Source organism: Streptomyces sp. NPDC055254 (assembly GCF_053606025.1).
Genome location: NZ_JBSGQV010000015.1, coordinates 87,812 through 104,201, shown reverse-complemented (window position 1 = coordinate 104,201; position 16,390 = coordinate 87,812). Strand labels below are relative to the sequence as shown.

Below are 16,390 nucleotides of genomic sequence, written 5' to 3'. Positions count from 1 at the left end.
ACCGCCCCCGGGCCTCGATCGCCCGGGGGCCGCCCGCAGCACTTCCTGCCGGACGACGTGCGTATCCCCCGTCCTTCCGGGAAGGTGAGGGTCAGGACGGAGGGTGATAACCGATGGTTCAGGGAGACGACGCAGGACGCTTCACGGTCGCGGTGCAACCCGTGGACGGGGGCGTGGTCCTTGCGCTGGCGGGCGAGCTGGACCACGACACGGCGCAGCCCCTGCGGGAGGCGCTCGACGCGGCGGTCACCCCGGGCGCCCGACTGCTGGTGGACCTCGCGGACCTCGGGTTCTGCGATTCCACCGGGCTGAACGTACTGCTGCACGGCAGGCTCGCCGCCCAGGACACCGGCGGCACGCTGGAGCTGGCCGGGCTGCGGGGGCCCGTGGCCCGGATGTTCCACATCACCGGAGCGGACGGGCTGTTCCCGGTGCACGCCGACGTTTCGCAAGCGCTGACCGGGCGGGACGGGCAAGGCCCCGGCACTCGGGACTGACACCCGGGTGGCACCCGGCGCTCTCGGACACATGGCCGTACCGACACGGAGGAGTCTGAGCGTCATGGCACAGTCGGGGTCACCCGATCGGACCTGGTACCTGGTGCTGGAAGGTGCCACCGACGTCGTGACGCGCAGCCGCGACTTCGCCCGCCGGGCGCTGACCGCGTGGAAGTGGCTGCCGGCCGCGGCCGAAGACGACCGGGAAGCCGCCGACGACGTACTGCTCCTGGTGTCCGAGGTGGTGTCCAACGCCTGCCTGCACGGAGGCGGCCCGAACGCGCTGCGCCTGGACTGCACCGAGGAGCGCCTGCGCATCGAGGTGACGGACGCGAACCCGACTCCGCCGGTGCCCGCGCGCAGGGGTTCGGCGTCGGTGCGGGGGCGCCCGGGCGGGCACGGGCTGCTGATCGTGGAGCGGCTCGCCCGCAGCTGGGGGTCCCGCTCCCTTCCGGGCGGCAAGTGCGTGTGGCTGGAGGTCGCCGTCCCGGCGCCGCTCAGGTCCCCGGAGCAGTGACGTCGGGCCCGAGCGGGCCCCGCACGCCGCGCGGACATACTGATCGGCGTGAAGACCGCAGACGAGAATTCCGCCGCCGAGAACCCCGCTGAGACGCCGGCCATGAACCCGGCCGAGAAGCCCGCTGACGATCCCGTCCTGCTCGACGTGGTGGGCAGGACCGGAGTGATCACCCTCAACCGCCCCAGGGCCCTCAACGCCCTCACCCACCCGATGGTGCTGCGGATCGACGCGGCCCTCGCCGCGTGGGAGGGCGACCCCTGCGTCGCGCAGGTCCTGATCCGCGGCGCCGGTGAGCGCGGGCTCTGCGCGGGCGGGGACATCCGCGCCATCCACGACGACGCCAAGGCCGGCACCGGCGCCTCCGCCGACTTCTGGCGCGACGAGTACCGGCTCAACGCCCGCATCGCCCGCTACCCCAAGCCGTACGTGGCCCTCATGGACGGCATCGTGATGGGCGGCGGCGTCGGGATCTCGGCGCACGGCAGCGTCCGGATCGTCACCGAGCGCTCCCGTGTGGCCATGCCCGAGACCGGTATCGGTTTCGTCCCCGACGTCGGCGGGACGTACCTGCTCGGCCGCGCCCCCGGCCGGCTCGGCACCCACCTCGCGCTCACCGGGACCGCGGTGGGCGCCGCCGACGCGCTGCTGTGCGGGCTCGCGGACCACTTCGTACCCTCGGACCGGCTCCCGGAGCTGACGTCCGCACTCGCCGACGCCCCCGTCCACGAGGTGCTGCCCCGCTTCGCGACCGCGCCCGTGCCCGGCGAGCTCGCCGGACGCCGCCCCTGGATCGACCACTGCTACGCGGCCGGGACCGTCGAGGAGATCGTGGAACGGCTGCTCGGCCGGGACGAGAGCGCCGCGAAGGAGGCCGCCGCGACCGTCCTCGCCAAGTCCCCGACCGCGGTGAAGGTCACCCTGGCCGCGCTGCGCCGCGCCGCCGACCTCGGCTCGCTGGAGGAGGTGCTGGTCCAGGAGTTCCGGGTGTCCTGCAACGCGCTGGCGGCGCCCGACCTGGTGGAGGGCATCCGGGCGCAGGTCGTCGACAAGGACCGCCGCCCGCGCTGGTCCCCGGCGGCCCTGGCCGAGGTGTCCGGCGCGGACGTGGAGCGGTTCTTCGCCCCGCTCGCGGGGGGCCGCGGACCGGGGCTCCTGCGAACCGCCGGCTAGCGCGCGCTGTACGCAGGGAGCGTACAGCTCCCACCCCTCCCTGCGTACGGGGTGCGTGCCGGGCGTCCGGCCGCCCTACGCGCCGATGCCGACGTACTCGCGCAGGTGGCGGGCGGTCAGCGTGTCCGCCCCGGCGACCAGCGCCGCCGGCGTGCCCTCGAAGACGACCTGACCGCCGTCGTGCCCGCCGCCCGGGCCGATGTCGATCAGCCAGTCCGCGTGCGCCATCACCGCCTGGTGGTGCTCGATGACGATCACCGAGTTCCCGTCGTCGACGAGCCGGTCCAGCAGGGCGAGCAGCTTGTCCACGTCCGCCATGTGCAGACCGGTCGTCGGCTCGTCCAGGATGTACGTGGACGACTTCTCCGCCATGTTGATGGCCAGCTTGAGGCGCTGGCGTTCGCCGCCCGACAGGGTGTTGAGCGGCTGCCCGAGCCGCAGGTACCCGAGGCCGACGTCGGCGAGCCGGCCGAGGATCGCCCGGGCCTGCCCGCTGGTGAAGAACTCGTAGGCCTGCGCCATCGGCATGTCGAGGACCTCGCTGATGTTCTTGCCGCGCAGCCGGTACGTGAGCACCTCGGGCGTGAACCGCTTGCCCTCGCACTTCTCGCAGACCGAGGCCACTCCGGCCATCATCGCCAGGTCCGTGTACACGAGTCCGAGGCCGTTGCAGTGCGGGCAGGCGCCCTCCGAGTTCGCGCTGAACAGAGCCGCCTTGACCCCGTTGGCCTTGGCGAAGGCGGTCCGGATCGGATTCAGCAGCCCGGTGTACGTCGCCGGGTTGGACCGGCGCGAGCCGCGGATCGGCGACTGGTCGGCCACCACCACCCCGTCGCGTCCGGCCAGGTAGCCGTGGATCAGCGAGCTCTTGCCGGACCCCGCGACGCCGGTCACGACCGCCAGTACGCCCAGCGGCACGTCCACCGTGACGTCCTTGAGGTTGTGCAGGTCCGCCCCCTTGACGGAGAGCTGCCCGCGCGGGGTGCGCACCGACTCCCGCAGCCGCGCACGGTGTTCGAGGTGGCGGCCGGTGAGCGTACCGGAGGCGCGCAGCCCGGCCACGTCCCCCGCGTAGCAGAGCTGCCCGCCGGCCGTACCCGCACCCGGGCCGAGGTCGACGACGTGGTCGGCGATCGCGATGACCTCGGGCTTGTGCTCGACCACCAGGACGGTGTTGCCCTTGTCGCGCAGGCGCAGCAGCAGGTCGTTCATGCGCCGGATGTCGTGCGGGTGCAGGCCGGTGGTCGGCTCGTCGAAGACGTACGTGATGTCCGTGAGCGAGGAACCGAGGTGCCGGACCATCTTGACCCGCTGGGCCTCGCCGCCCGAGAGCGTCCCGGAGGGGCGGTCCAGGCTCAGGTAGCCGAGGCCGATCTCGACGAGGGAGTCGAGCAGGTCCCGCAGGCTCGCCAGCAGCGGCGCCGCGCCCGGGTCGTCGATGCGGCGGACGAAGGCGGCGAGGTCGCTGATCTGCATGGCCGAGCACTCGGCGATGTTCACGCCCTCGATCCGGGAGGAGAGCGCGGCGGCCGACAGGCGGGTGCCACCGCAGTCCGGGCAGTCCGTGAAGACCACGGCGCGGTCCACGAAGGCCCGGATGTGGGCCTGCATGGAGTCTCGGTCCTTGGCGAGGAAGGTGCGGGTGATCTTGGTGATCAGTCCCTCGTAAGTGAAGTTGTTGGGCCCCACCTTCACCTTCACCGGGTCCTTGTGCAGGAAGTCGGCCCACTCCTGCTCGGTGAAGTCCTTGAGCTTGGTGTCGGGGGAGTAGAAGCCGGAGTTGGCCATGACCTGCCAGTACCAGGAGTCCACGGTGTAGCCCGGCACGGTGATCGCGCCCTCGTTGAGGGACAGTTCGCGGTCCACGAGCTGGTCCACGTCGATGTCGGAGACCTGCCCGATGCCCTCGCAGCGGGCGCACATGCCCTCGGGGGAGTTGAAGCTGAAGGCGGTGGAGGTGCCGATGTGGGGGGTGCCGACGCGGGAGTAGATGATCCGCAGCATGGTGTAGGCGTCGGTCGCGGTTCCCACGGTGGACCGGGAGTTGGCGCCCATCCGCTCCTGGTCCACCACGATGGCGGCGCTCAGGTTGTGCAGTCCGTCCACGTCCGGCCGCCCCAGGCTCGGCATGAAGGACTGGACGAAGGCCGTGTACGTCTCGTTGATCATGCGCTGCGACTCGGCGGCGATGGTGCCGAAGACCAGGGAGGACTTCCCCGACCCGGAAACGCCGGTGAAGACGGTCAGGCGGCGCTTGGGGATGTCGAGGGAGATGTCGGCGAGGTTGTTCTCCCGGGCGCCTCGGACCTGGATGACCTGGTGGCTGTCGGCGGCGGCGGGGGCGTCGATCTGCACGGAACTCCTCAGGTGGCGGTGTCGCGAGCTAACTTTATACATTGTACTTTATACGCTGTAGGGAGTTACTGGGTTTCAGTTCTTACCGAGCTGTTCGACCGTCGAGCAGCCAGAGCCTGGGAAGGGCCGGCACATGGCGAAGGACCGGAGCGGGGCGGGAGACCCCGTCCGTACGCTGGAGCTGCTGTGGCGCGAGTCGGGGCGGGAGCCGAAGCCGCAGGGTGGACGGCGCGGCCCCCGGCAGGGCCTCAGTGTGGACGCGGTGGTCCTGGCCGCGACCGGGCTCGCCGACGCGGAGGGGCTGGCGGCACTGACCATGCGGGCCCTGGCCCAGCGGCTCGGCGTGACCCCGATGACGCTCTACACCTATGTGCCCGGCAAGGCCGAGCTGCTCGACCTCATGCTGGACGAGGTGTACCGGCGCATGGAGGACGGGGAGGGCGGGCCGGGCACCGGTCCCGAGCCGGACGCCGATCCCGATCCCGTCGTCGGCGCGGATGCCGGTGCGGGCGGCGCCGCCGGTCGGGGCGGGACGGACTGGGCCGCCGAGGTCACCCGCGTCGCCGAGGACAACCGCGCGCTGTACGCCCGCCACCCGTGGGTCGCCGACCTCGCCGTCACCCGGCCGCCGCTGGGTCCCGGTGTGATCGGCAAGTACGAGCGGGAGCTGGCGGCCTTCGAGGGCATCGGACTCACCGATGCGGAGATGGACGCCGCGCTGAGCCACCTCCTCGGATTCGTCCACGCCAACGCGCTGGCCGCCGCCGACGCCGCCGCGCACAACAGCGGCCTGAGCGACGACGAGTGGTGGGCCGTCAGCGCGCCCCTGTTGGAGCGCGCTATTGACCCGGACAGCTACCCGCTCGGCCGGCGCGTCGGCAGCGCGGTCGGAGCGTACGACCCCGAGGCCGTGTGGACCTTCGGCCTCCAGTGCGTACTGGACGGCCTGGCCCGCCTGGTCGAGGGGAGGCGGGCGTAGGGCGGGGGTGCGGGCGGGAATCCGGGCGAAGAACCGGGCGGCGGCTACCGGTAGCCGGTGGTGTCCGCCGGGAGGTCCGGGTCCTGGACCTCGACCATGTAGCGCCAGGCGTCGGGGCTGCTGCCGTCGAGGTCGGTGAAGCCGTAGACCCCGGCGAGCTGCCCGCTGGACAGCGACCGGCCGTTCCAGCGCGCCACGTCCGGATCGGCGGCGAGGGCGGCGACCGCCCGGCCCACGTACGCGGGGGTCTCGGAGATGCCGAAGTGCGGCACTTTGTCCAGCGCGTCCCGCCAGTTCGCCTCCGTCACACCGAAGGCGTCGAGCATCATCTCCGAGCGCAGCCAGCCCGGGGTCAGCGCCACCGCCGTGGCTCCGCGCGGCCCCAGCTCGTGGCCCAGCGCGAAGGCCATCCGCAGGACCGACGACTTGGCGATGTCGTAGAAGAACGACACCCGGTAGCGGGTCGCGTTGTACTCGGCGGTGCCGTCCGTCATCTCCACGACCAGCCCGCCCGGTTCGCGCAGCAGCAGCGGCACCGCGAAGTGGCTGGTGACCGCGTGGGTCTCCACCGCGAGGCGCAGCAACCGCAACCCCCGGTCCAGATCGTGCTCCCAGACGGTGCTCTCCCACTCGAAGAGCAGTTCGCCGCCCCAGATGTCGTTGACCAGCACGTCGAGACGGCCCTGCTCGGTGTCGATCCGCCGGACCAGCGCCTCCACCTGGTCCGGTACCAGGTGGTCGGCGACGACCGCCACGCCGCGTCCGCCCGCCGCCGTGACGAGCTCGGCGGTCTCCTCGATCGTCTCGGGCCGGTCGTACTCCGAGCGCCTGCCGCGGGTGCTGCGCCCCGATACGTACACCGTCGCGCCACGGGCGCCCAGCTGTACCGCGATGCCCCGCCCCGCGCCCCGGGTCGCCCCGGCCACGAGGGCGACCTTGCCTTCGAGGGTCCGCTCCGCTTCCGCCACGGTCCGACCCTACGACCCGGCGGGACCGTTGCGCAGCAGGCCGGGCCCGGAGACTTGTACAACCCGACCCGAAGCCAGCACAGTTGACCGAGTTTCCGTCATGAGGTCAGGAGAATCGCCTTGTCGTCGAACACCGCCGACGCGCACCGCGTCGACCCGGCCGGCGGATGCCCGCACGCCCTCAACGCCCGGCTCCGCGCCCGGGGTGCCGTGGCCGAGGTGGTGCTCCCCGGCGGTGTGCCCGGCGCGGTCGTCCTGGGGCACGACGCGCTCAAGGAGTTCCTCGCCCACCCCGAGGTGGCCAAGGACGCCCGGCACTGTCCGGCCCTGCACGACGGCAGCGTCCCCGCGGACTGGCCGCTGCGGGTCTTCGCCAACGCCCAGGGGATGCACACCGCCGACGACGCCGACCACCGCCGCCTCCGCGCCCTGGTCGGCCGGGCCTTCACGGCCCGGCAGGTGGAGCGGCTGCGACCGCGCGTGGAGGAGCTGGCGGGCGAGCTCCTCGACGGCCTGGCCCGGGCGGCGGCCGAGTCCCCCGACGGCGTCGCCGACCTCCGCACGCAGTACGCCCTCCCGCTCCCGATGAGCGTCATCTGCGAACTGCTCGGCGTGGACGCCGAGCACCGGGGCCGGCTGCACACGCTGTCGAACACGGTGATCGTCGCCACGGACACCACCCCGGCCGAGGCGATGGCGGCCGTACGCGAGCTCGTGGAACTCATGGGCACCATCGCCGCCACCCGGCGGCAGCACCCGGGGGAGGATCTCACCAGCGCCCTGATCGCCGCCCGGGAAGGCAACGGCGACCGCCTCAGCGAGGCCGAACTCATCGGCACGATGCGGCTGATGCTGGTCGCGGGCCACGAGACGACCCTCAACCTGATCAGCAACGCCGTCCGGGCCCTGTGCACCCACCGCGACCAGCTGGCCCTCGTCCTGGACGGCAAGGCCACCTGGTCGGACGTGGTGGACGAGACGCTGCGCTGGGACGGCCCCGTCAGCTGGTTCCCGTTCCGCTACCCCACCCGCGACCTCACCGTCGACGGGTCGCTGATCCCCCGGGGCACTCCCGTACTCGCCGGCTACACCGCCGCCGGCCGCGACGCGGCCTTCCACGGCCCGGACGCCGACCGCTTCGACATCACCCGCCCGACGGCCGCCCGGCACCTCTCCTTCGGGCACGGCGCGCACTACTGCGTGGGCGCACCGCTCGCCCGGCTGGAGGCCACCATCGCCCTGGAACGGCTCTTCACCCGCTTCCCCGACCTGGACCTCGCGGTGCCCGAGCCCGCCCTCCCGCGCCAGCGCAGCTTCATCGGCAACAGCGTCGAGACCCTCCCGATCCGCCTGACGGCCGCCGGCTAGCTGTCTCGATGGGGCGGTCTCCGTGCTGACCCGGCCGAGGGCGTCCGGGTGGACGGCCCTCCAGGTCGGTCCAGGTCGGTCCAGGTCGGTCCTGGGCGGTCCAGGGCGGTCCAGGTCGGGAAGCGGCGGCCGCCGAGCGGGCGGACGAGGGTCTTGACGCGGAACCGGACGCTGCGCCACCGCGTCACCGGCCCCGTCGCGGCGGGGCGCGCGGCGCTACGCGGCTCCGCGCGCGGGGAGGGCCAGCACCATCAGGGGCTCCGAGGTCGGCGCCGGCGAACCGCCCGCCGGTTCCAGGGTCACCCCGACCGCGGTCGCCCCGCGCACCGGGCCGGCCATCAGCGCCGGTGCGTCGGGCCGGGCCGGATCCATCACGCCGGCCGGGCGCATGGTCCCCGCCGGGTCGGCGAACCACAGCTGGTACACCCGGCCCGGCGGTGGCGCGGGCACGCCCGCGGGGACGAAGACCGCCCGGTCCCGGCTCCGGGAGACGACCACCGTGGCGGCGCCGCCGTCATCCAGCCGGCCGGTGGCGGGCCGGGCGTCGGGGGCCGCCAGCACCTCGGTCAGGGCGTGCGCCCGGGCCTCCGCCCGCAGGGCGTCCTGCCGGGCGGCGTCGGCCCGCTGGTACTGCCAGGCCGCGATCCCGCCCAGCCCGGTCACCGCCGCGAGGCAGGCGGCGAGGGTCCACCGCGGCCACCGGTTCCCGGCCGGGGCCCGCTGCGGGACGGCCCCGGGACCGCCGCCCCCGGCCGTCCGCCCGTCCACCCGGTCCCCGGGCAGGGTCGGGCGCGCCGGCCGGGCGGGGGCGCCCTCTCGGTCTTCGGGCAGGGTCGGGCGCGCCGGCCGGGCGGAGCCGCCCGGGTGTTCCGTCCGGTCCGGCGCGCCCGCGGGGGGCGCCGCGGTGCGGATCCGGCGGAGCACCGCGTCGCGCAGTTCCGGCGGGGGGTCCACCGCGGCCGCCGCGCCCAGGACGGCCGCCGTCGCCACGAAGTCCCGTACCTCGCGGGCGCACCCGGGGCACGTCTCCAGATGGGCCTCGAACGCGGCACGCTCGGCCGCGGGCAGCGCGTCCAGTACGTACGCGGCCGTCGCCTCGTGCGGGTTCTCCGTGTTCATCCGCCGCTCACCCCGAGGCAGTCACGCAAGCGCAGCAAGCCGTCCCGCAGCCGTGTCTTCACGGTACCCAGGGGGACCGACAGCGTCTCGGACACCTCACGGTAGGTCAGCCCCCGGTAGTAGGCCAGGGCCACCGACTCCCGCTGGACCGGGGTCAGCGCCCGCAGGCAGTGCCGGACCCGGGCGCGCTCGTCACCCGCCGGCGCCGCCTCGCTCACCTCGTCGAACTCCCGCACCGCGGACTCCGGCCGCGCCGCCCGCAGGTCCCGGTCCACCGAGGCCCGTGCCGACCGCACCCGGTCCACGGCCCGGCGGTGGGCGATCGTCAGGACCCAGGCGCGGGCGCTGCCCCGGTCCGCGCGGTAGCCCGCCGCGCCGCGCCACACCTCGACGAGCACCTCCTGCGCCACCTCCTCGGCCTGGGCGCGGTCGCGGAGCACCGCGAGGGCGACGCCCAGCACACCACCGCTCACCGCCTCGTACAGGGTCACGAAGGCCGCCTCGTCGCCCTCGGCCACGCGGCGGAGCAAGGCCGGGTCGTCGTCCACGACCCGATCCTCCCGGATCCGGCCGTACGGGGCGGGGGCCGCCGGCCGCGGGTTCCTCGCCCGGCGCTTGCGCAGTTCCACCACTCCGTCGGCGAGCAGCGCGGAGGGGGGCCGCTCCTGTTCGGTCTCGGACATGCCCCTGATCATCAACGGGCGCGCCGCGCGGGGCGGAGCGCCCGGGACCCTCTCCCTCGGACGGGTAGGGATATTCCCCCGGAAGGGTGAGGATCACCCGATCATGTGATCGTCACCCCTTCCTTGTGGGTGGAGGAAGGTCAGGTCAGCGCCCCGCCGCCCCGGACGCCGTCGCCCCGGACCCGGCCGCCGAGGTGAGGAACGCGGCGACCCCGGCCGCCAGCGCGTGCGGGTCCCCGGTCGTCCGGGTGGGATGCCGGGTCGTCCGCCGGGCCCACTCCTCCTCGAACGCGTGCCAGTCGATCTCCCTGGGCGTCGCCCCCCGGACCAGCGCCTCGTCCAGCGAGGCGAAGTGGAGCGCCCACCTCTCGGCGTACAACTCCTTGATCAGGCCGCTCCATTCGCGGTTCGCGTAGTCGTGCAGGAAGCCGCCCTCGCTCGTGCTCCGGCGGCCCCAGACGCTCAGGATCGACCGGGCGTCGTACTCGTACCGGTCCCGCTCCGCCTCGTCGGAGCCCCAGGAGCGGGCCGCACTCGTCCAGTTGCCGAACAGGAAGTTCGGGTCCGCGCCGGTGACCGCGTCCAGTCGACGCTCGGCCTCGCGCCACGTGGCGGTCAGCTGCCGGAAACGGGTCAGGTCCTTCGCCTCGTACGCCGCCCTGATCTGCGGCAGCAGGGTCCGCGAGTGGTTGGCGAGCGCCTGCCGGGCCGTGTCGACGAGATCGAACCGGTACGCGCTGGAGGCGCGCAGCGCCGGATCCACCCGGAGCAGGTGGTCCAGCGCCCTGCGGACCGTGTCGGCGGGATAGCGCATGGACTTGGGACTCCAGTACGCCGCGCCCGCGGCGGTCAGGCTCGGCCGGGCGCTGAAGAGGCTGTCCTGCGACTCCGACCACAGCCCCGAGGAGGTGCTGTACGGCCCCTTCCGCAGCTCCTCCCACGCCGCGGCGGCGGCCGTGTCGGGCCGCCCGTAGCGGCGGGCCGCGAAATCGGCGAACCACCCGCGCTGGTCGACCGGGCCGGGCTCCCAGGCCAGGTCGGTGAAGAGGTCGAAGGCGGCCGGGTTGGTCCCGGTGGCCTCGGGCAGGTACGCGATCCCGGTGAGCGCGCTGTTGCTCTTGGCGCGCCAGGGGCCGAACCGCTCGATCCACACCGAGGTGTTCGCCCCGATGGTGGTGTGCCCGCCGAAGTTGTAGATGGTCCCCATCGCGTACGGGGCACCGCCCCAGCGGGTCTCGCGGTCGAGGCGGTTGTAGCGGTCGGACAGTCCGTCCAGGATCAGCAGCTTGTCGGTGTCCACCCCCGCCAGCAGTTCGGCGGTCGGATCGTCCTGCCAGCCCAGGACCGCCCAGAGCGCCCCCGGATGGGCGGCGTGCAGGGCGGCCTGGACGGCGCCCGCCGCCGCACGGACGTCGACGCCGCCGGTCTGCCCGCCCTCGTGCAGCGGACTCATCCGGTACATCGTGCTGTCCCCGAACACCGCGCGCTGCTCCGCGTAGTACGCGGCGGCCAGTTCCGCGAACACCGGCGAGGCGGGGTCCAGCCAGTCCGGCCGGTCGAAGCCCGCCCAGTCGCCCTGCGGCACGGTCGTGGCCCCGGGGTTGCGCGCGGCGAACTCCGGCGGCACCGTGCCGAAGTACCCGGGCAGCACCGGTGTCATGCCGAGCGCGCGCAGCTGTCCGGCGATCCGTCCGCCCAGCTCGGCGCGCTCGCGCAGCAGCCGTTCGGAGACGGGACCGCCGAAAGCGCTGAGGTTCTGCAGCAGCCACCAGCTCTGGTGGCCGGGACCGGGGATCCACGCACGCAGCTCCGCGGCGGAGTAGCCGAAGTCCTGGAGCGCCAGGTAGTACGGGTACTCGGCCCCGACCTGGACGAACACCTCGTTGATCCCGTGCAGGGCGAGGAGGTCGATCTGCCGCTGGTGCTCCTCGAAGGAGCGGTACGGGCCCGAGTAGCCGTCGTCGGTGTCGTTGAGCGCGTACCGGTGCGGGACGAGAGCCCCCCGGGTCACCGGGGCGGGGACGGCCGGCAGGGTGGCGGGGAGCATGCCGATGCTGTCGCCGGGCCAGCCGATGTCGACCCCGGCGACGTGCTGGAGGTACCAGCCCACGCCGGTGAGCAGGGTGGCTCCGGTGCTGCCGCGCACGGTGATCGCGCCCGCGGTCCCGGACACCGTGAAGGTGTCGCGGGCGGCGGTCGTGTCGGGCACGAGGGTGAACTGCCCCGCGTGGCGCGGCAGCAGCCGTCCCAGGGCGGCGCGCGCGGGCGCGGTGTCGAAGGTACGGGGCCGGGGCGCGGTGCCCGGGAGCGCTCCCGGCACGGAGTCCCGGCCGGGCGCGTGCGCCGCGCCCGCCCGTACGTCGGCCGGTACGTCGGCCCGCGCATCGGTCCGTACGGGCGCCGCCGCGTGCGGGGCGGTCGCGGCGGGGGCCGCCCCCGCCGCGCAGAGCAGGCCCAGCAGCGCGGCGGGCAGTGCCACGAGGGCGAGCGGGCGGGGGTGGGGGCCGGGGACCGGGCGCGGGGCCGAGCCGGGGGCCCGCCCGGGGGGTCGGCCGGAAGACCGGCCCCCCGGGCTCGGCAGCGGGTGCATCTGCGTCATCCGTTCGTCGCCGTCAGACCGGCAGGGACCAGGCCTGGTCGACCCGGTGGTCGCCGCACGCCGTCAGCCGCAGCGGCTCGGCCGGGGCGTCGGGCGTCGCGGCCGGGGCCGGCGCCGTCAGGCACAGCCTGCTGACCTGCTCGACCAGGGCGCCGTCGCGCCGGTGCTCCCAGGACTGGCCGGGCTGCTTCTCCGGCCGGGGGGCGCAGTCGGCCAGCTCCACGACACCGTCCACGCCCGCCGACAGGCACTCGCCGGCCAGGCGCAGGCGCTCGTCGACGCCGAGGGTCCAGCGCTGGTCGGGCGCTCCGGTGCAGGATGCGAGCACGACCGCGCCGACGCCCGTGGTGTTGGCCCCGTCCGCGCACTTGGCGCCGTTGCCGACGATCTGGCCGGTGGGGACGGCCTCGCCGCAGTCGCCCGCCGGGGTGAGCCGCCAGACGCCGGTGTCGTGGGCGCCGACCTTCCCGGTCAGCGTCCCGGAGAGCGCGCGCCGTTCCCCGGTCCACAGGTCCTTCGCCTCGACCGGGCAGGAGGACAGGCCGATCTCGTCCAGCGGCACGGCGATGTCGCGGTCGGCGGCCGAGCGGTTGAGCACGGCCACCGCCCGGTCCCCGTCGGCCAGCGGCCGGACCAGGATCTCGAAGGTGGAGTTGGAGGACACCACCGCTCCCTGGCGGCCCATCGGGTCCTGGTCGAGCTCGATCAGGTCGGTGTTGCCGAGGGCGGCGATGCCGGCCGGGGTCAGCTTCGAGACCTCGGAGGACAGGATGAAGGGGGCGGCCATCATCGCCCAGAGGGCGACCTGGCTGCGGCCTTCGGCCGCCGTGAGTCCGGGCGCGCCCGCGATCAGGAAGTCGGGGTCGTTCCAGTTCCCGGGGCCCGCGTACCGGCCGAGCCAGCGGTTGTAGCCGTAGTTGCCCAGCACCGAGCTCCAACGGGAGGTGGCGGGCGCGGCCGGGTTGTAGACCTTGATGTCGCGGCCCTCGCGCCACAGCTGGCCCGTCTCACCGACCCAGCCGAGCACCTTGTGCCAGTCGGAGCCGCCCCATTCGCCCTGCTGGAAGTAGGCGGGTGCGGAGGCCGACAGGACCATGTCGCGGCCGCTCTCCCGCAGGGCCTTGGCGACGGCGTTGTAGGCGTCGCGGTAGGCCTGCTCCTTCGTCTTGCCCTCCGGCACCCAGAGGTTGCAGCCGTCCATCTTGACGTAGTCGACCTTCCAGGACGCGAACTGCCGTGCGTCCTGGGCGTAGTGGTCCGGCCCGCCGCCCTGGGGCGATCCGCTGCCGGGGTACTTCTCGCAGGTCAGGGAGCCCGCGTCCTGGTAGATGCCGAACTTCAGGCCCTTGGCGTGCAGGTAGTCGCCGAGCCAGGCCATGCCGTGCGGGAACTTCTGCGTGTCGACGACGAGGGCGCCGTCCGCGTCGCGGCTCCTGGTCATCCAGCAGTCGTCGATGGTCACCGTGTCGTAGCCCTTGGCGGCGAGGCCGGTGGACACGAGGGCGTCGGCGTTGGCGACGACCTTGGCCTCGTCGATGTCGCACATGTAGTGCGCCCAGTTGTTCCAGCCCATGGGCGGGGTGAGCGCGAGCGGTGTGTCCGAGGTCGCCCGGGGCTCGGCCGCCGCGGGGGCGGGGGAGAGCGCGAGGGCGAACAGGGCGGCCGCGGTCAGACAGGGGAGCGAGGCGCGCAGGCGAGGCGGCACGGAGTCTCCTTGACGTGGGGGCAGTCGTGCGCCCAGTGGAGCCATGCGACTACCCACTGTCAACATGCGTCGAGGGTTAAGCCGCAATGACCAGCAATTTGGCCGTAGTGGCCGTCACGCGAGAGGAGTGACGCGGTGGACGGCCAGCGCGTGGATACGTCGTATGTTACGGTGTATCGCATGCCGAGGAGATCCATCGCACTGGACCGCGCCACCCCCGGGGCGATCGCCGTCGCCGCCCTGCGCATCCTCGACAAGGACGGGCCGGGCGCGCTCAGCTTCCGCGCCCTCGCCGAACGGCTCGACGTCTCCCACGCCACGGTCCAGCGCCGCTGCGTCGACCTCGCCGGGCTGCTCGACCTCTGCACGGAGCACCTGGCGGCGCAGCTGCCCGACGTCGCCCCCGGCACGGACTGGGCGCAGGCCACCGAGCAGCGCTTCCGCGCCCTGTACCAACTGCTCACCGCACACCCCGGACTGCTGGTCCTGCGCGGCGGCCGGCCGTGGCTCGGCCGCCACCTGCTGGCCCGGCTCGTCGAACCCGCGCTCGCGGACAGCGTGGCCGCCGGCATGACCCCCGCCGAGGCGATGACCGCGTACCGCCGCATGTACCTGCTCACCCTGGGCAGCGCCGCCTTCGTGGACCACCGGGACCCGGCCGGCGCCACCGCCGCCTCGCGGGCGGCGCTGGCCGCGCTCGACCCGGAGCGGTTCCCCGTCCTGTCCGGCGGGCTGGCCGACGTACTGCCCGCGCTGACGGACCACGAGGTGTACTACGGCGCCCTGCGCCAGCTGATCGAGGCCGCCCGGCCCGCCGTCTGAAAGGCAGTCCCACCCATGTGCGCTGAACAGCAGCTCGACTACGCCGCGGTGCGCGCCGCCGCCGACCGGATCGCCGGGGCCGTGCGGCCCGCGGCGGTCGTGCCGGCGGCCGAAGGCGTCTGGTACGCACTGGAGTACCTCCAGCACACCGGCTCCTTCAAGGCCCGGGGCGCCCGCAACTTCCTCGCCGCCCACCACCGGGCCGGCACCCTGCCGGGCGCCGGGGTCACCATCGCCTCCGGCGGCAACGCGGGACTCGCCTGCGCCTGGGCGGCGCGCGCCCAGGAGGTGCCCGCGACCGTGTTCCTGCCGGCCAACGCCCCGCGGGTGAAGGTGGAACGGCTGCGCGGCTACGGCGCAGACGTCCGGCTCGTGGGGGACCGCTACGCCGAGGCGCTGGCGGCGTGCGAGGAGTTCGCCGCCCGGAGCGGGGCCCTGAGCAGTCATGCCTACGACCACCCGCTCATCGCCGCGGGCGCCGGCACACTGCTCGACGAGGTGCGCGCCGCGCTGCCCGGTCTGGACACCGTGGTCGTCGCGGTCGGCGGCGGCGGGCTGTTCGCCGGCATCGCCACCGCCGCGCGCGAACACGGCGTACGGGTGCTCGCGGCCGAGCCCGAGAACTGCCGGGCCCTGAACGCGGCCCTGGCCGCCGGGCACCCGGTGGACGTCCCCGTGGACTCCGTGGCCGCCGACTCCCTCGGGGCCACCCGGGTCTCGGCGGACGCCCTGGCCGCCGCCCGGGACGGGGACGTGCGCTCCGTGCTCGTCCCCGACGCGGCGATCACGGCCGCCCGCAGGGCCCTTTGGGAGGAGCACCGGATCGTCGTCGAACCGGGTGCGGCCACCGCTCTGGCGGCACTGCGCGCGGAGCCGACGCCGCCGGGTGCCCGGATCGCGGTCGTCCTCTGCGGGGCCAACACCGACCCGGGCGACCTCGTGACCTCGTGACCGCATGTCCGCGTGACCTCCCGCCTCCCGCCGGGCTCGCTCGAACGACGATGGTCGCGACGGCGGACGACTTTCGAGGACGGCGCCGGGACACCGCCCTTTGCGAGGGTCGAGGTGTCCGGGCGATCGACGCCCGGACGCGGCGGGACTACGGAGGAACGGCGTGGCACAGCGCAAGGGTTGTCTGATCGGGTGCGGAGCGGCGCTGGTGGTGGGCGTGGCGCTCGTCGTGGCCCTGTTCATCGGTTTCGGGAAGATCCTGGACGTGGCCGGCAAGACCCTGGTCGCTCCGGAGGTGTACGCGGCGGTCCAGGTCGGCGACGCGGAGCAGGCGGTGCGCGACCGCCTCCCGTCGGGCGAGACCTTCATGAAGGAAGGGCTCAAGGAGGGCGGCCCGGCCCAGCCCGGCGGCAGTCAGTGCTCCTGGTACATGTCCAACGGGGAGAGCAAGGGCGGGAACGAGACAGTCTTCCGCTTCTGCTTCACGGACGGGAAGCTCGCCGAGAAGGCCGAATATCCCCTGAAGTAGGTCGCTGCGCCCCCTCGTCCGGGCGCCGGCCCGGCGGGCGCGGACGCCCCCGGAGGTTCCCCGACGGCGCCCGCGCGGGCCCGGTCCCGCAGGCGCCGGCCTGCCGAGGAGGACCCGTCGGACCG

14 protein-coding genes are annotated in these 16,390 nt (G+C 74.2%); 8 read left to right on the top strand and 6 right to left on the bottom strand.

What is annotated here, in order from left to right; translation table 11 throughout:
- Positions 1-113: 113 nt before the first annotated feature.
- From ACWFQ8_RS17350 to ACWFQ8_RS17340, 3 genes are all read left to right on the top strand, one after another.
- Positions 114-497 carry an STAS domain-containing protein gene (locus ACWFQ8_RS17350; RefSeq protein ID WP_453787084.1) on the top strand — a complete coding sequence of 128 codons (384 nt, stop codon included), beginning with the start codon at positions 114-116 and terminating at the stop codon, positions 495-497.
- Between the two features lie 64 nt (positions 498-561).
- Positions 562-1,014: an ATP-binding protein gene (locus tag ACWFQ8_RS17345; protein ID WP_453787083.1), complete on the top strand. Its 453-nt coding sequence runs from the start codon at positions 562-564 to the stop codon at positions 1,012-1,014.
- 102 nt (positions 1,015-1,116) lie between these two features.
- On the top strand, positions 1,117-2,187 hold the full coding sequence (locus ACWFQ8_RS17340) for an enoyl-CoA hydratase/isomerase family protein (protein ID WP_453787109.1): 1,071 nt from the start codon (positions 1,117-1,119) through the stop codon (positions 2,185-2,187).
- 75 nt (positions 2,188-2,262) lie between these two features.
- Here the strand turns inward: ACWFQ8_RS17340 and ACWFQ8_RS17335 are convergent, their stop codons facing one another.
- Complete coding sequence (locus tag ACWFQ8_RS17335; RefSeq protein WP_453787082.1) at positions 2,263-4,542, bottom strand: ATP-binding cassette domain-containing protein; 2,280 nt, start codon at positions 4,540-4,542, stop codon at positions 2,263-2,265.
- A gap of 133 nt (positions 4,543-4,675) precedes the next feature.
- On the opposite strand from ACWFQ8_RS17335, the gene ACWFQ8_RS17330 reads away from it, so the two are divergent.
- Complete coding sequence (locus ACWFQ8_RS17330) at positions 4,676-5,521, top strand: TetR/AcrR family transcriptional regulator (RefSeq protein ID WP_453787081.1); 846 nt, start codon at positions 4,676-4,678, stop codon at positions 5,519-5,521.
- A gap of 44 nt (positions 5,522-5,565) precedes the next feature.
- On the opposite strand, the gene ACWFQ8_RS17325 is transcribed toward ACWFQ8_RS17330, so the two are convergent.
- Positions 5,566-6,489: an SDR family oxidoreductase gene (locus ACWFQ8_RS17325; RefSeq protein WP_453787080.1), complete on the bottom strand. Its 924-nt coding sequence runs from the start codon at positions 6,487-6,489 to the stop codon at positions 5,566-5,568.
- A 120-nt stretch (positions 6,490-6,609) separates the two neighbouring features.
- On the opposite strand from ACWFQ8_RS17325, the gene ACWFQ8_RS17320 reads away from it, so the two are divergent.
- The gene (locus ACWFQ8_RS17320) at positions 6,610-7,857 is read left to right on the top strand and encodes a cytochrome P450 family protein (protein WP_453787079.1); all 1,248 of its coding nucleotides are present in this window, start codon (positions 6,610-6,612) and stop codon (positions 7,855-7,857) included.
- Between the two features lie 216 nt (positions 7,858-8,073).
- Here the strand turns inward: ACWFQ8_RS17320 and ACWFQ8_RS17315 are convergent, their stop codons facing one another.
- From ACWFQ8_RS17315 to ACWFQ8_RS17300, 4 genes are all read right to left on the bottom strand, one after another.
- On the bottom strand, positions 8,074-8,976 hold the full coding sequence (locus ACWFQ8_RS17315) for an anti-sigma factor (protein WP_453787078.1): 903 nt from the start codon (positions 8,974-8,976) through the stop codon (positions 8,074-8,076).
- Positions 8,973-9,659 carry an ECF RNA polymerase sigma factor SigK gene (gene sigK, locus ACWFQ8_RS17310; protein ID WP_453787077.1) on the bottom strand — a complete coding sequence of 229 codons (687 nt, stop codon included), beginning with the start codon at positions 9,657-9,659 and terminating at the stop codon, positions 8,973-8,975. The genes ACWFQ8_RS17315 and sigK overlap by 4 nt, the downstream gene beginning before the upstream one ends.
- Before the next feature lie 145 nt (positions 9,660-9,804).
- Positions 9,805-12,138: an alpha-N-acetylglucosaminidase TIM-barrel domain-containing protein gene (locus ACWFQ8_RS17305; protein ID WP_453787076.1), complete on the bottom strand. Its 2,334-nt coding sequence runs from the start codon at positions 12,136-12,138 to the stop codon at positions 9,805-9,807.
- 133 nt (positions 12,139-12,271) lie between these two features.
- Positions 12,272-13,963 carry a ricin-type beta-trefoil lectin domain protein gene (locus tag ACWFQ8_RS17300; protein WP_453787075.1) on the bottom strand — a complete coding sequence of 564 codons (1,692 nt, stop codon included), beginning with the start codon at positions 13,961-13,963 and terminating at the stop codon, positions 12,272-12,274.
- 180 nt (positions 13,964-14,143) lie between these two features.
- Between ACWFQ8_RS17300 and ACWFQ8_RS17295 the strand changes: the two genes are divergently transcribed.
- The 3 genes from ACWFQ8_RS17295 to ACWFQ8_RS17285 all read left to right on the top strand — a co-directional run bounded on the left by ACWFQ8_RS17295 (position 14,144) and on the right by ACWFQ8_RS17285 (position 16,265).
- The gene (locus ACWFQ8_RS17295; protein ID WP_453787074.1) at positions 14,144-14,785 is read left to right on the top strand and encodes a TetR/AcrR family transcriptional regulator; all 642 of its coding nucleotides are present in this window, start codon (positions 14,144-14,146) and stop codon (positions 14,783-14,785) included.
- A 15-nt stretch (positions 14,786-14,800) separates the two neighbouring features.
- Complete coding sequence (locus ACWFQ8_RS17290; protein WP_453787073.1) at positions 14,801-15,736, top strand: serine/threonine dehydratase; 936 nt, start codon at positions 14,801-14,803, stop codon at positions 15,734-15,736.
- Positions 15,737-15,899: 163 nt separating this feature from the next.
- Positions 15,900-16,265: a hypothetical protein gene (locus ACWFQ8_RS17285; RefSeq protein WP_453787072.1), complete on the top strand. Its 366-nt coding sequence runs from the start codon at positions 15,900-15,902 to the stop codon at positions 16,263-16,265.
- Positions 16,266-16,390: the final 125 nt, after the last annotated feature.

Coding starts and splice junctions, on each gene's coding strand:
- sigK (WP_453787077.1), bottom strand. CDS start 9,659: ATGTCCGAGACCGAACAGGAGCGGCCCCCCTCCGCGCTGCTCGCCGAC.
- ACWFQ8_RS17295 (WP_453787074.1), top strand. CDS start 14,144: ATGCCGAGGAGATCCATCGCACTGGACCGCGCCACCCCCGGGGCGATC.
- ACWFQ8_RS17315 (WP_453787078.1), bottom strand. CDS start 8,976: ATGAACACGGAGAACCCGCACGAGGCGACGGCCGCGTACGTACTGGAC.
- ACWFQ8_RS17340 (WP_453787109.1), top strand. CDS start 1,117: ATGAACCCGGCCGAGAAGCCCGCTGACGATCCCGTCCTGCTCGACGTG.
- ACWFQ8_RS17345 (WP_453787083.1), top strand. CDS start 562: ATGGCACAGTCGGGGTCACCCGATCGGACCTGGTACCTGGTGCTGGAA.
- ACWFQ8_RS17330 (WP_453787081.1), top strand. CDS start 4,676: ATGGCGAAGGACCGGAGCGGGGCGGGAGACCCCGTCCGTACGCTGGAG.
- ACWFQ8_RS17350 (WP_453787084.1), top strand. CDS start 114: ATGGTTCAGGGAGACGACGCAGGACGCTTCACGGTCGCGGTGCAACCC.
- ACWFQ8_RS17290 (WP_453787073.1), top strand. CDS start 14,801: ATGTGCGCTGAACAGCAGCTCGACTACGCCGCGGTGCGCGCCGCCGCC.